Genomic DNA, 13,934 nt, shown 5'->3' on the forward strand with positions numbered 1-13,934 from the left:
CCCCTCCCCGATCTACTCCCTCCCCCAGAGGGGGAGGGAGTAGATCGGGGAGGGGCCGGTCGCTGGTCCCCGTGTTCGCCCCTTCCCCCTCTGGGGGAAGGTTGGGATGGGGGCTCCCCGAACCTATTTTTTGTTTCATTGATCCATTGTCCGGAGACAACCCATGGCCCTCATTTCCCTTCGCCAACTGCTCGACCACGCCGCCGAGCACCACTACGGCCTGCCGGCCTTCAACGTCAACAACATGGAGCAGGTGCAGGCCATCATGCAGGCGGCCGACAAGGTGAACAGCCCGGTCATCCTGCAAGGCTCGGCCGGTGCCCGTTCTTACGCCGGCGAACCCTTCTTGCGCCACCTGATTTCGGCCGCCATCGAGATGTACCCGCACATCCCCGTGTGCATGCACCAGGACCACGGCGCCGCGCCCGCCATCTGCTTCCGCTCCATCCAGTCGGGCTTCAGCTCGGTGATGATGGACGGCAGCCTGCTGGCCGACGGCAAGACGCCATCGAGCTACGAGTACAACGTCAACACCACCCAGCAGGTGGTCGATCTGGCCCATGCCTGCGGCGTGTCGGTGGAAGGTGAACTGGGTTGCCTGGGTTCGCTGGAAACCGGCAAGGCTGGCGAAGAAGACGGCCACGGCGCCGAAGGCGAGATGGACCACTCCATGCTGCTGACCGACCCCGATGAGGCCGCCGACTTCGTGAGCAAGACGCAGGTGGACGCGCTGGCCATCGCCATCGGCACCAGCCACGGCGCCTACAAGTTCAGCAGCAAACCCAGCGGCAAGGTGCTGCGCATCGACCGCGTGAAAGAGATCCACCAGCGCATCCCCAACGTGCACCTGGTGATGCACGGCTCCAGCAGCGTCCCGGAAGACTGGCTGGCCATCATCAACCAGTACGGCGGCGACATGGGTGTCACCTACGGCGTGCCGGTGGTCGAGATCGTCGAAGGCATCCGCAACGGTGTGCGCAAGGTCAACATCGACACCGACCTGCGCATGGCCAGCACCGGCGCCATTCGAAAGCACCTGGCCGAAGACCGCAAGAACTTCGACCCGCGCAAGTTCTACAAGGAAGCGACGAAGGCCATGCAGGCGATCTGCGCCGCCCGCTACGAAGCCTTCGGCGCCGCCGGCATGGCCAGCAAGATCACCCAGGTGCACAGCCTGGAGACGATGCAGAAGCGGTACGACAAAGGCGAACTGGCCGCCAAGGTGGCCTGAGCCTTCGGCGCTGCTGGCGAGACAGCGCGGGGTTTCCCCTCGGTCTCTCTTGCAAAGGGCGGGGCCGAGCTTGAAACCGTCATGATTTCGGGCGACTGGGCTTCCATGACCGTAAAATGAAATCAGCTATGGAAGCCCAGCGCATCACACTCTCACTTTCCGATCATTCGGGTGGTTTTGAAACCAGCCCGGCGAGGGTGCGCTTGGCTGATCTGGCGCGCTTTGCCAGCGATGTGCAGATATTCCTGCGCGGCGATGCCAAAGAGGTCGATACGAAAGATCTTGAAGTCGCCATTCAAAAGGGCTCGCTGGCCATCCAGACGGTGCCTCTCATGGGTGCGCCCCGCCTGTTTGCCGATCTGCGTGCCTTGCTGGACGGTGAACTGCTGGAGGGCATCGACGCCAAGCGCCAGGAAGTCATTGAGCGGTGGCAAAAAATGGCGCGCCAATCTCGTGAGCTGGCTTACAAAATATCTGCTCCGTTTCTTGAGCGTCCGGTGATCGTCAGTGCTGATACCGATTACCGCGCCGACGATGCCGACCAGTGGGTGCAGGTGGAGCGCTATATCCGAGGCGAGATTCAAGACTTGGGTGGTGCCACCAATGCCAATGCCCATGTGCGCTTGCCTGACGGCACGACCCTCACGGTCACCACCGAAAAAAACCTGCTGCGGGACGACAAGGAAAACCGTCTCTACAAGACGGCGATGTTGCGCATTCGGGCGGAATACAACGTGCTCACCCGTGAGTTGCGCAGCGCGCGGCTGATCGAGTTTGTCGAATACACCACCAAGGTGGATGAGGAAGAGCTGGAGCGCCTTACGCGCCGCGGCGCCAGTGCCTGGAGGGACGTGGCTGACCCCACTGCTTGGGTGGACGAGTTGCGTGGGGGCAAACATTGAACAGCGCGTTGCTGGACACCAGCTTTCTGATCACCTTGGCCAACCCGGCCCGGCCACAGCACGAAGTGGCGAAGCAGTACTTTCGGGAATGCGTGAGCCGGCAAATTCCGCTCTACCTTTCGGCCATCGTGATCTCCGAGTTTCAGGTCAAGCAGACGATCAACGATCTGCCGCTGCGCAACTTTTCCGTGTTGCCCTTCAACGTGGACCACGCCATGCGCTGCGGCATCCTGATTCGCCAACTACAGCGCGACCCAGCCGACGACCGTGTTCGGGTGAAGGACGATTTCAAACTGATCGCGCAATGCGATTGCGAGGGCATCAGCCACCTGTTCAGCGAAGATGAGAGCACGCTGGTGAAGTATTTGGCACGTGCACAAGCGCCGGGCCAATCCGCCACCAGGGCAGTGTTGCTGAAGGACGGATTTGACGGCTCTTGGTTTGAGAACGGCCAATACCGGTTGACAGAGGGCTGAAGCCGTTCCCGCCTACCTTCCGCCCGGGCTGAGTGGCACAGGGTCGCCTGGAAACAGAGGTGCCACCCAGCACGCCACAGGCGTCAAAACCACATCGCAGAAAATAGAAAGGCGCCCGAGGAGGGCGCCTTCAATGGTTTTCAGCATCAAAGTTAAGTCACTTGCTGCTCACGTACTCCGCGACCGCCGCCATCTCCAACTCCGTCATCTTCTCCACCACCGCGTGCATCACCGCGTTGTCGTTGGTCCGCTCGCGTTTGTTGAACGACTTCAGCTGGGTGTGGATGTAGCCTGAAAATTGCGTCGCCAGACGGGGCAGGGTGGCCGTGCCTTCGGCGGCGGTGCCGTGGCAGGCCACGCAGGCGGGCACGCCGCTGAACCTGTTGCCGTTGTGAAAGATGTAGCGGCCCATGGCCGCGAGCTGCGGGTCCTTGGGCTCTTCACGCGGAATCGACATCTTCTCGTAGTACCTGCCCAGCGCCAGCATCTCGTCGGGCGTGAGCTTGCTCACCATCTCGACCATGGCGGTGCTCTTGCGCTGGCCGCTCTTGAACGCCGTGAGCTGCTTGGCGATGTACTCGGCATGCTGCCCGGCCAGCCGCGGAAAAATCTCACTGGTCGATTCGCCCTGCGCCCCGTGGCACAGAAAACAGGAACCCCCCGCGATCTTCTTCGCGCGGGCTTCGTCGGCCTGTGCCCAAGCGCCCGAAGCGCCGAGCAGAAGGGCCGCGCACAGTGCGACCCTGGTCCATGATGTCTTGCAGTTCATAGGTATCCCTCTTCTGACCGCACCGGAGCGCGATTCGTACCGCGAGGCGCAACGCCACCCAGAGGCACCGCCGGGCCGGCTTTGCCGGACGGCCAGTGCCGCCCCCCTTCCAGGGGGGTGACGCCGAAGGCGGCGCGGGGGGGTTATGCGAGGGTGTCTGCCCAGATGTTGCGCGCCCAAGCATGGGCGTACCGGCCTTCCAGCTCGCTGGCCGCGCTCGACACACCGCCCGAGCCCGCCACCGTCAGCATGGTCTTCTTCTCGGCGTCGTAGCGGTGCACGCTGGCCACGTGCACCACGTCTTCGTCGGTCACGAAGCTGTAGCAGGTGTTGGCATAGATCGGCAACTGCGGCGGCTCTTTGCCCTGCAGCAGCGACACGACTGCCGCCGCACAGGTCTTGCCGTGCTGGTTGGCCATGTGGCCGGACTTGGGCATGCCCGCGGCGATCTGGATCGAGTCGCCCAGCACGTGGATGTTCTTCTGCGCCTTCGATTCAAAGGTGAGGAAGTCGACCTCGCACCAGCGGGCATTGGCCGTGGCCAGGCCCGTCTTCACGGCGATGTCGCCGGCGCGCATGCTGGGGATCACGTTGGCCACGCCGGCCTTGAAGTCGTCGTTGAACTCGAACTTCAAGGTGTTGGTGTTGGCATCGACCTCGGTCACCTTGTGTTTGGGGCGGTACTCGATCATGCCGTCGTAGTGGTCCTTCCAGGCCTTCATGAACAGGCCCTTCTTCGACTGGATGTCGTCGTTGGCGTCGAAGATCACCACCTTGCTCTTGGGCTTGGCCTTCTTGAAGTAGTTGGCCACCATGCAGGCGCGCTCGTAGGGGCCGGGCGGGCAGCGGTACGGGGCCAGCGGGATGGAGATCGCGTACACACCGCCGTCGGGCATGGCTTCGAGCTGCTTGCGCAGGGCCACGGTCTGGGCGCCGGCTTTCCAGGCGTGCAGCACCTTTTCTTTGGCCTCGGGTTTGGCCATGCCGGGCAAGGTGTCCCACATGAAGTCGACGCCGGGGGATAGGATCAGGCGGTCGTAGGGCAGTTCGCCCCCCCCGGCCGCGAGCTTCACTGTGCGCTTCTCGGTGTCGATGCTGATGACCGTGTCGCGCACGATCTTCACGCCGTGGCGCTTGCTCAGGTTGTCGTAGGGCGTGGTGACGTCGGCGATGGTCTTGCTGCCCTGGATCACGAGGTTCGAAATGGGGCAGGAGACGAACGCGGCGTTGGGCTCGACCAGGGTCACGTCGATGCCGTGGTCCGAGAACAGGCGCACGTACTTGGCGGCGGTGGCGCCACCGTAGCCACCCCCGACCACCACCACCTTGGCGCTGCTGCCACCCACACCCGCGCACCCGGTGAGACCACCGAGGCCAGCGACTGCCGAGCCAGCGCCCAGCGTTTGTACAAATTGACGACGTTGCATGGTGGGCTCCTTATTTTTTCTGGGCGGCGAAGTAGGCGGCGATCTGGGCGAGCTGCTCGTCGGAGTAACCCTTGCTCAGCTGGTGCATCAGGGTGGCGGGCTTGCGGCCGGTTTTGAAGTCCATCAGCTTTTGCACCAGTTCGTCCTTGTCCTTGCCGGCCAGGGACTCGTTGCCCGGCTGTGCGCGGCCTTCGGTGCCGTGGCAGGTGGCGCAGGCGGCGGCCCAGACGCGCACCTGGTTGACCTGGGCCTGGGCCGCCAGGGCCGCGGTGCACAGCGTGCCCACAGCCAGCCATTTCGCTGTTCTGATCATTCTTTTCTCCGGGATGGGGGTTGATGAAACGTGCCGGTCAAACTGTAGCTGCAGGCGAAATCGCCAGAAAATCAGTTGTTTCGCATATGCTGATTCTTTTATCGTAGCCTCCCGTTGTGGGGCGGCAAAAGGGTGAAAACCCTAGCGGAATCAGCACCGGCCAGGCGGCTGGTCCCGAATCGGAAGGGGCTGATGTGCGGCCCGGGTTTTTACCAATGTTTATATAGGCAAGTATTGATATAGTCACTGGACTGACTCCATCCTCAGCCCCACAGAAAGAACCAGCACGTGTCTGAAGACCTGAGCGACGTGATCGGTCGCATCCTGCCGGCGCCCGAGAATTTTCTGAGCGCTGAAAAACTCGAAGAGGCCCGCAAAGCGCGTCGCCGTTTCATGGGCAACGCGCTGGCCATGGGCGCCGGCGTGGCGGCCTCGACCGCAGCGGCCACCCGCGCCATGGCGGCCGACGGCGAAGAAGCCATCTTGAAGCTGCCCGAGCACAGCACGGGCCTGGGCCAGTCGGTGGTGACCGATGGCTACGGCAAGCCCAGCCAGTGGGAGGCCAACCTGCAGCGCCGCCAGAGCCCGGGCCTCACCCGGGTGAACCAGGCCTCGGTGAGTTTCACGCCGCTGCAGGGCCTGTTCGGCATCATCACGCCCAGCGGTCTGCACTTCGAGCGCCACCACCAGGGCTGGTGGGACATCGACCCCAGCAAGCACCGCCTGATGGTCAATGGCCTGGTGAAGCGCGAGCGCGTGTTCACCATGGACGACCTGATGCGCCTGCCCAGCGTCTCGCGCATCCACTTCATCGAGTGCGGCGCCAACACCGCCACCGAGTGGGGCAATGTGGCCGTGCCGTCGGTGCAATACACCCACGGCATGACCTCGTGCTCCGAGTTCACCGGCGTACTGCTCTCCACGCTGCTGGAGATGTGCGGTGTGGACAAGAAGAACGGCAAGTTCGTGCTGGCCGAAGGTGCCGACGGATCGTCGATGACACGCACCATCGACATGGACCGCGCCATGGACGACTGCATCGTCGCCTGGGCCATGAACGGCGAAATGCTTCGCCCCGAAAACGGTTACCCGCTGCGACTGGTGGTGCCGGGCGTGCAGGGCGTGAGCTGGGTCAAGTACCTGCGCCGCATCGAGGTGGGTGACCAGAAGTGGGCCACCAAGGACGAGGCGGTGCACTACATCGACCACATGCCCGACGGCACGCACCGCCAGTACACCGGCGTGCAGGAGTGCAAGAGCGTGATCACCACGCCCTCGGGCAGCCAGACGCTGCTCGACAAGGGCTACTACAACGTGACCGGCCTGGCCTGGTCGGGCCGGGGCGCGATCAAGCGCGTGGACGTGAGCGTGGACGGTGGCCGCCACTGGCGCACGGCGCGCCTCGAAGGGCCGGTGCTGCCCAAGGCCTTCACCCGCTTCAACATCGACTGGGTCTGGGATGGCAAACCCGCAGTTCTGCAGAGCCGCGCCATCGACAGCACGGGCTATGTGCAGCCCAAGATCAACCAGCTTCGCGCGGTGCGCGGCACACGCTCCGTGTACCACCAGAACGCCATCCAGAGCTGGCTGGTGTCGGAAAACGGTGAAGTCTCCAATGTGCAGGTTTATTGACATGAACACCTCCGTCATTCACTCCCTTCGGTCGTTCACTCCCCCCCTCAAGGGGGCTGAGGACCGCGGCTCCGAGCCTGCCTGCGCAGGCTTGGACGGGACGAAGAGCCAGTGGCTCCGACACTGGCGCGGCCTGCAAGGCAAGCCTGCGCCCCGGCAAAGCCGGTTGCGCGGCTTTCTGGGCTGTTCACGGGGCATCGCTTCGCTCGCCCTTGCTTTGCTCGGCAGCGTTTCTGTTTCTTCGTTCGCCCAGGACAAACCGTGGTCCCACATGGGTCGTGCTGCGACACCGGCCGAGGTGAAGGCCTGGGACATCGATGTGCGGCCTGATTTCAAGGGCTTGCCCGTGGGTGCTGGCAATGTCTCGCTGGGCGAGACGGTGTGGGAGGGCAAGTGCGCTTCCTGCCACGGCACTTTCGGTGAGTCGAATGAGGTGTTCACGCCCATCATCGGCGGCACCACCAAAGCCGACATCAAGACCGGCCGCGTGAAGGGGCTGGAAGAGGGCAAGAGCATCGTGCCGCAGAAGACCACCTTCATGAAAGTGGCCACGGTCTCCACGCTGTTTGACTACATCAACCGCGCCATGCCCTGGAATGCGCCCAAGACGCTCAAGACCGAAGAGGTCTACGGTGTGCTGGCCTACCTGCTGAGCCTGGCCGAGGTGGTGCCGGGCGACTTCACCCTGAGCGACAAGAACATCGCCGAGGTGCAAAAGCGCATGCCCAACCGCAACGGCATGGCGTTCCACGAGCCGATGTGGAAGGTCAACGGCAAAGGTGACGTGAAGAACGTGGCCTGCATGAAGAACTGCGCCATCGACCCGGTCGTGCACTCGTCGTTGCCCGCCTTTGCCCGCGACGCCCACGGCAACATCGCCGAGCAGAACCGCGTGGTCGGCCCGGTGCGCGGCGCCGACACCACCAAGCCCGAACCCAAGGGCCTGGTGGGCTCCGGTTCGGCGCCCAAGGCGGTGGTGGTGGCCGCAGCGTCTTCGGGCGACGCCGCGATCAAGGGCTTGCTCGCGTCCAACGCCTGCACCGCCTGCCACGGCGTGAAAAACAAGATCGTGGGCCCGGGCTTCAACGAGATCGCCACCAAATACAAAAACAAAAGCAAAGCCGATCAAGAGCGCTACCTGATGGGCAAGATCAAGTCCGGCGGAACGGGCGTGTGGGGCTCCGTGCCCATGCCCCCCCAGGCCCAGCTGAGCGACGCCGACGCGAAAGCCATCGCCCAGTGGATCGCCGCGGGTGCCCCGTGAGCGACATATTTGATTTATGGAATATGCGCATGTGCTCGTAAACCCCCTTTTTCGCCATCCCAGGAGACCTTACGCTGTGAAGATGAACCTCAGACACCTCGCTCTGGCCGGCATGGGCTGGCTGGCCAGCGGGAGCGGCTTCGCTGCGGACCCAGCGGCCGCGAAGGCGCTGGCCGCCAGAAGCGCCTGCCTGGCCTGCCACGCGGCCGACAAGTAAACTTTTTCCACCTTTCCTCAGGAGTTCGACATGAACCAGACCCGCCGCCACGCCCTTCAATCCACCGGTGCATTCGCGTCGCTGATCGCCCTGGGCCTCGTGACCCAGAGCCAGGCCCAGGCCGCTGTTGACAGCGCCAGCTTCCAGGTCAAGACCCTGGAAGACGCGCTCAAGGCCATCGGTGGCACGCCCGCCACCAGCGACCAGGTGTCGGTGGTGTCCCCCGACATCGCCGAGAACGGCGCCGTGGTGCCCGTGGGCGCCACCAGCAAGCTGGCCAACACCACCGAGATGTACCTGATCGTCGAGAAGAACCCGACCCCGCTGTCGTGCGCCTTCTTCATCCCCGCCGGCACCGCCGCCGACGTGCAGACCCGCCTGAAGATGGGCCAGAGCACCCACGTGTTCGCCGTGGTCAAGGCCGACGGCAAGCTGTTCTCGGCGTCCAAGGAAACCAAAGTCACGCTGGGTGGTTGCGGCGGCTGATCGCCCCCACCCACCGTTCCATTCCCCCCATTTTTTGAATTGACAGGAGTCCCTCATGGCTGATCCGATGCGCATCCGTGCCGCCCTCGCTGGCGACGAAACCACCGTTCGCGTGCTCATGTCGCACGTCATGGAACCCGGCACCCGCAAAGACGCGGCCGGCGCTCTCATTCCCGCTCACTTCATCAAAGACGTGGAAGCCACGAGCAACGGCAAGTCCGTGCTCAAAGCCATCTTCAGCGGCTCCGTGTCGCAGAACCCCTTCCTGTCCTTCAAGTTCAAGGGCGGCGCCAAGGGCGACAAGATCGTGGTGAAGTGGACCGACACCAAGGGCGAGTCCCGCACCGACGAAGCACAGATCGCCTGACCCCCCGCCGCGCTTTGCGCGACCCCCCAAGGGGGGCGTCGCTGGCGGCCCGGCGGAGCCGGTTCCGCGGTGACCTTGGCTTTGGGGCACTCGCTCCCGGCCCGATAACAACGAAGGAGACACCCATGAAATTCGATACACGCTGCGTCGCCCTGGCCTTGGGCGGTGTGTTCGCCTTCGGCGCTGTGCACGCCCAGGGCAACGCCGCGCTCGACGGCATTGCCAAATACCGCGAGATGCTGCAGGACGGCAACCCGGCCGAGCTGTTCGAGATGAAGGGCGAGGAGCTTTGGAAGCAGAAGCGAGGCCCGAAGAACGCCTCGCTGGAGCAGTGTGATCTGGGCAAGGGTCCGGGGGTTGTCAAAGGGGTCTTCGTCGAACTGCCCCGCTACTTCAAGGACACCGGCCGGGTGCAGGACCTGGAGATGCGCCTGATCACCTGCATGGAAACCCTGCAGGGCTTCAACGGCGCCGAGATCGCCAAAACCGCGTTCGGCAAAGGCGAGATGGCCAACCTCACAGCGCTCACCACCTACGTGGCGACCGCCTCTAAGGGCATGCGCTTCAACCTCTCGCAATCCCACGAGCAGGAAAAAACCATGTACGAGGTGGGCAAGCGCCTGTTCTTCGCGCGCGGTGGCTCACACGATTTTTCGTGCGCTTCGTGCCACGGCACCGACGGTGGCCGCATCCGTCTGCAGGACTTGCCCAATCTGACCAAGAACCCGGGTGACGGCGTGGGCTTCGCTGCCTGGCCGGCCTACCGCGTGTCGAACTCGCAGATGTGGGGCATGCAGCTGCGCCTGAACGACTGCTACCGCCAGCAGCGTTTCCCCGAACCCAAATTCGGCAGCGACGCGACCATCGCGCTGGGTGTGTACATGGGCGTGAACGCCAAGACCGCCGAGTCCATCGTGCCGGCCATCAAGCGCTGACCAGGAGACACACGACATGATCAAAACAACCATGACCCACACGCTGCTCTCCTTGACGGCCCTGCTGCTGGCGGGCTGCACCTCGTCGCCCTCGGGCGCCGATTACGACAAGCTCACCGCCGACGCGATGAAGGCCTCGTTCCAGGACCGGGGCATCGCCACGGTTGATCGCCTGCAGCAGGACGAAGCCAACCGCCTGTGCAGCGCGGCCGACGTGGCGGGCAAGCCGCTGGACGAGAAGACCACCAAGGCCATCGAAGCGGCCGCGCTGAAAACCATCAAGATGCCCAGCGACGGCAAGTTCCTCGGCGACTGGAAAGAGGGCGAGAAGATTGCCCAGAGCGGTCGCGGCCTGACCTGGACCGACAAGGCCGGTGACGCCAACGGCGGCAATTGCTACAACTGCCACCAGATGGACAAGAAGGAAATCTCCTTCGGCAACCTGGGTCCCAGCCTCTACCACTACGGCAAGCTGCGCGGTGTGAGCGACCCGGCCAGCGCCGCAGCCAAACCCATCGTGGACTACACCTGGGGCAAGCTCTGGAACTCGCGCGCCTACAACGCCTGTTCGCAGATGCCCCGCGTCGGGCACAAGGGCATCCTGACCGAGCAGCAGATCCAGCATGTGATGGCGTTGCTGCTCGATCCGAAGTCGCCCGTCAACCAATAAACCAACCCCATCCAGCCGCGCACGGTGCCCTGCAAGCCAGGGCATCGCGGGACCGGCTTTGCCGGACCGCCAATGCCGCCCCCTTGAGGGGGTCGCGCGCAGCGCGGCAGGGGTGCTACCGAAAGACTCTGATGAGCTTCAGTCGCCGCGAATTCATGCAGGTGCTCGCCGTCGCCAGTGCGGGCGGCATGGCCCTGAACCACCAGGACGTGCTGGCCGGCCAGCCAGGCGCGGCCATGAAGATGTACGACCTGGCCAAGTTCGGCAACGTCAGCTTCCTGCACTTCACCGACTGCCACGCGCAGCTGATGCCCATCCACTTCCGCGAGCCCAATGTGAACCTCGGCGTGGCCGAGGCCGTGGGCCGGCCACCGCACATCGTGGGCGAAGGCCTGCTCAAGCACTTCAACATCCGCCCCGGCACGCCCGAGGCGCACGCCTTCACCTACCTCAACTTCGAGAAGGCCGCCAAGACCTACGGCAAGGTCGGTGGTTTCGCGCACCTGGCCACGCTGGTGAAGCTGCTCAAGGCCAGCCGCCCCAACGCCCTGCTGCTCGACGGCGGCGACACCTGGCAGGGCAGCGCCACCGCGTTGTGGACCCACGGCCAGGACATGGTTGACGCCTGCAAGCTGCTGGGCGTGAACGCCATGAGTGCGCACTGGGAGTTCACCCTGGGTGAAAAGCGCGTGCAGGAGATCGTCGAAAAAGACTTCGCCGGCCAGCTCGACTTTTTGGCGCAGAACGTCAAGACCAACGACTTTGGCGACCCCGTGTTCAAGCCCTATGTCATCCGGCAAATGAACGGCGTGCCGGTGGCCGTGATCGGCCAGGCCTTCCCCTACACCCCCATCGCCAACCCGCGCCACATGGTGCCGAACTGGGCCTTCGGCATACAAGACGAAAACATGCAGAAGATGGTGGACGAGGCGCGCGGCAAGGGCGCTCAGGCCGTGGTCGTGCTCTCGCACAACGGCATGGACGTGGACATCAAGATGGCCTCGCGCGTGACCGGCATCGACGCCATCCTCGGCGGCCACACGCACGACGGCATGCCGGCGCCCATCGTGGTGAAGAACGCCAAAGGCCAGACCCTGGTGACCAACGCCGGCTCCAACAGCAAGTTCCTCGGCGTGCTCGACTTCGACGTGCGCGGCGGCAAGGTGCAGGACTTCCGCTACAAGCTGCTGCCGGTGTTCGCCAACCTGCTGCCGGCCGACGCCGAGATGCAGGCCTACATCGACAAGGTGCGCGCGCCCTACAAGGCCAAGCTGGACGAGCAGCTCGCCGTGTCAGAAGGGTTGCTCTACCGCCGTGGCAACTTCAACGGCTCGTGGGACCAGCTCATCGTTGACGCATTGATGGAGGTGAAGGGCGCCGACATGGCCTTCTCGCCCGGCTTCCGTTGGGGCACGACCATCCTGCCGGGGCAGAGCATCACGCGCGAACTGATGATGGACCAGGTGGCCATCACCTACCCGACCAGCACGCTGAACGAGATGAGCGGCGAGACCATCAAGACCGTGCTCGAAGACGTGTGCGACAACCTGTTCAACCCCGACCCGTATTACCAGCAGGGCGGCGACATGGTGCGCGTGGGCGGCCTGGCCTACACCTGCGACCCCAAGGCCGGTTCGGGCCAGCGCATCAGCAACATGATGCTCAGGGGAAAGACCATCGAGGCCGGCAAGACCTACAAGGTGGCCGGCTGGGCGCCGGTGGCCGAAGGCGCCAAGGGCGAGCCGATCTGGGACGTGATGGAGGCCTATTTCAAGAACCACAAGACCATCGCGCCGCGCAAGATCAACACGCCGACGCTGGTGGGCATGCAGGGCAACCCCGGCATGGTGCTGTGACGGACAGCGGCCGCCCGGGCCGCTGCGGGTTCAGCCGCGGGATTCGAGCGAACGGTTCAGGCGCAGCGCGCCCAGCGTGCAGGCCGCGCCCGAGAGCAGGTAGAGGCTGACGAAACCCAGCCCGAAGTGGGCCGACAGGCCCAGCGCCACCAGCGGCGCAAACGCGGCGCCGATCAGCCAGGCCAGGTCCGAGGTGAGCGCCGCGCCGGTGTAGCGGAAGCGGGGTGCGAAGTTGGCTGTGACCGTGCCCGAGGCCTGGCCGTAGGACAGGCCCAGCAGCACGAAGCCGACCAGGATGAACAGGTCCTGGCCCACTTCGCCGCCGTTGAGCAGCGTGGGAGCGAAGCCGCTGAACACACCGATCAGCACGGCCAGACTGCCCAGCGTCTGGCGGCGGCCGTAGCGGTCGGCCAGCCAGCCGGAGGCCACGATGGCGCCAGCGCACAGGAAGGCGCCCACGATCTGAATGCCCAGGAACCCGGTGATGGACTGCTGCGCGTAGAGGTGGATCCACGACAGCGGGAACACCGTGACGATGTGAAACAGGGCGTAGCTGGCGAGGGCGGCGAACGCGCCGATGAACACGTTGTGGCCCTGCGAACCCAGCAGTTCGGTGGCGGACACCGGCTCGAACTCCTGCCGGTTCAGCAGGCCTTCCTGCTCGTGCGCACTCACCAGCTGCAGGCGGGCGAACAGCGCCACGACGTTGATCGCGAACGCCACGAAGAACGGGTAGCGCCAGCCCCAGGAGAGGAAGTCCGCCTGGGACAAGCTGCTGTACAGGTAGGCAAACAGCGAGCTGGCGAAGATGAAGCCCACCGGCGCGCCCAGCTGGCCCAGCATGGCGTACCAGCCCCGGCGGCTTTCGGGCGCGTTCAGGGCCAGCAGCGAGGGCAGGCCGTCCCACGAACCGCCCAGCGCCAGGCCCTGGCCCAGGCGCAACACGGCCAGCACCACCACGGCCGCGCTGCCCAGGCTGGCGTGGCCGGGCAGGAAGGCGATGCCCGCCGTGCAGGTGCCCAGCAGGAACAGGGCGATCGTCAGTTTGGTGGCGCGGCCCCAGCGGCGCTGCACCGCCATCGACAGCACCGTGCCGATGGGGCGGGTGACGAAGGCCAGCGCGAAGATGGCGAAAGCAAACAGGGTGCCGTCGAGCCGGCTCAGTTGTGGAAAAAACACCGCCGGAAAGACCAGCACCGAGGCGATGCCGTAGACGAAGAAGTCGAAATACTCCGAGGTCCGGCCGATCACCACCCCCACGGCGATGTCGCCCGGGCTGACCCGTTCGTGGGCGGTCGGTGTGGGGGGCTCGGACGGGGGAAATGCGGCGGAACCGGCGGGGTCAAGGGTGTGGCTGGGCATGGTGTCTCTCGGGGTGGCGGCCTGTGC

At 64.6% G+C, this 13,934-nt stretch carries 15 protein-coding genes; 11 read left to right on the top strand and 4 right to left on the bottom strand.

Annotated features, from left to right (window positions below):
* The first annotated feature begins 163 nt into the window (after positions 1-163).
* The 3 genes from fba to B0E41_RS26280 all read left to right on the top strand — a co-directional run bounded on the left by fba (position 164) and on the right by B0E41_RS26280 (position 2,609).
* Positions 164-1,231, top strand: coding sequence for a class II fructose-bisphosphate aldolase (gene fba, locus B0E41_RS26270; protein WP_077336128.1), 1,068 nt, complete (start codon positions 164-166; stop codon positions 1,229-1,231).
* A 128-nt stretch (positions 1,232-1,359) separates the two neighbouring features.
* On the top strand, positions 1,360-2,133 hold the full coding sequence (locus B0E41_RS26275; protein ID WP_077336130.1) for a hypothetical protein: 774 nt from the start codon (positions 1,360-1,362) through the stop codon (positions 2,131-2,133).
* Between the two features lie 35 nt (positions 2,134-2,168).
* Positions 2,169-2,609 (top strand): type II toxin-antitoxin system VapC family toxin, encoded by a 441-nt coding sequence (locus tag B0E41_RS26280; RefSeq protein WP_143434055.1) that lies wholly within the window; start codon positions 2,169-2,171, stop codon positions 2,607-2,609.
* 157 nt (positions 2,610-2,766) lie between these two features.
* Here the strand turns inward: B0E41_RS26280 and B0E41_RS26285 are convergent, their stop codons facing one another.
* The 3 genes from B0E41_RS26285 to B0E41_RS26295 all read right to left on the bottom strand — a co-directional run bounded on the left by B0E41_RS26285 (position 2,767) and on the right by B0E41_RS26295 (position 5,118).
* Entirely contained in the window at positions 2,767-3,378 is a 612-nt protein-coding gene (locus tag B0E41_RS26285; RefSeq protein ID WP_077336134.1) for a c-type cytochrome, read from the bottom strand.
* 143 nt (positions 3,379-3,521) lie between these two features.
* The gene (locus tag B0E41_RS26290; protein WP_077336136.1) at positions 3,522-4,805 is read right to left on the bottom strand and encodes an NAD(P)/FAD-dependent oxidoreductase; all 1,284 of its coding nucleotides are present in this window, start codon (positions 4,803-4,805) and stop codon (positions 3,522-3,524) included.
* Between the two features lie 10 nt (positions 4,806-4,815).
* Positions 4,816-5,118 (bottom strand): c-type cytochrome, encoded by a 303-nt coding sequence (locus B0E41_RS26295; protein ID WP_077336138.1) that lies wholly within the window; start codon positions 5,116-5,118, stop codon positions 4,816-4,818.
* Positions 5,119-5,406: 288 nt separating this feature from the next.
* Here B0E41_RS26295 and soxC point away from each other — a divergent pair, with 288 nt between their 5' ends.
* The 8 genes from soxC to soxB all read left to right on the top strand — a co-directional run bounded on the left by soxC (position 5,407) and on the right by soxB (position 12,545).
* Complete coding sequence (soxC, locus tag B0E41_RS26300; protein ID WP_077336140.1) at positions 5,407-6,750, top strand: sulfite dehydrogenase; 1,344 nt, start codon at positions 5,407-5,409, stop codon at positions 6,748-6,750.
* Positions 6,751-7,021: 271 nt separating this feature from the next.
* Positions 7,022-8,014 (top strand): c-type cytochrome, encoded by a 993-nt coding sequence (locus tag B0E41_RS26305; RefSeq protein ID WP_253195185.1) that lies wholly within the window; start codon positions 7,022-7,024, stop codon positions 8,012-8,014.
* Between the two features lie 82 nt (positions 8,015-8,096).
* Complete coding sequence (locus B0E41_RS27780; RefSeq protein ID WP_290440870.1) at positions 8,097-8,231, top strand: hypothetical protein; 135 nt, start codon at positions 8,097-8,099, stop codon at positions 8,229-8,231.
* A gap of 30 nt (positions 8,232-8,261) precedes the next feature.
* On the top strand, positions 8,262-8,717 hold the full coding sequence (gene soxY / locus B0E41_RS26310; protein ID WP_077336144.1) for a thiosulfate oxidation carrier protein SoxY: 456 nt from the start codon (positions 8,262-8,264) through the stop codon (positions 8,715-8,717).
* Between the two features lie 55 nt (positions 8,718-8,772).
* Positions 8,773-9,084 carry a thiosulfate oxidation carrier complex protein SoxZ gene (gene soxZ, locus B0E41_RS26315; RefSeq protein WP_077336146.1) on the top strand — a complete coding sequence of 104 codons (312 nt, stop codon included), beginning with the start codon at positions 8,773-8,775 and terminating at the stop codon, positions 9,082-9,084.
* A gap of 236 nt (positions 9,085-9,320) precedes the next feature.
* Positions 9,321-10,019: a sulfur oxidation c-type cytochrome SoxA gene (soxA, locus tag B0E41_RS26320; protein WP_253195187.1), complete on the top strand. Its 699-nt coding sequence runs from the start codon at positions 9,321-9,323 to the stop codon at positions 10,017-10,019.
* Positions 10,020-10,035: 16 nt separating this feature from the next.
* Positions 10,036-10,689 (top strand): sulfur oxidation c-type cytochrome SoxX, encoded by a 654-nt coding sequence (gene soxX, locus B0E41_RS26325; protein ID WP_077336150.1) that lies wholly within the window; start codon positions 10,036-10,038, stop codon positions 10,687-10,689.
* Positions 10,690-10,820: 131 nt separating this feature from the next.
* Positions 10,821-12,545 carry a thiosulfohydrolase SoxB gene (gene soxB, locus B0E41_RS26330; protein ID WP_077336152.1) on the top strand — a complete coding sequence of 575 codons (1,725 nt, stop codon included), beginning with the start codon at positions 10,821-10,823 and terminating at the stop codon, positions 12,543-12,545.
* A gap of 30 nt (positions 12,546-12,575) precedes the next feature.
* On the opposite strand, the gene B0E41_RS26335 is transcribed toward soxB, so the two are convergent.
* On the bottom strand, positions 12,576-13,907 hold the full coding sequence (locus tag B0E41_RS26335; protein ID WP_077336154.1) for an MFS transporter: 1,332 nt from the start codon (positions 13,905-13,907) through the stop codon (positions 12,576-12,578).
* Positions 13,908-13,934 lie beyond the last annotated feature (27 nt).

Source organism: Hydrogenophaga sp. A37, from assembly GCF_002001205.1.
Taxonomy (GTDB): domain Bacteria; phylum Pseudomonadota; class Gammaproteobacteria; order Burkholderiales; family Burkholderiaceae_C; genus Hydrogenophaga.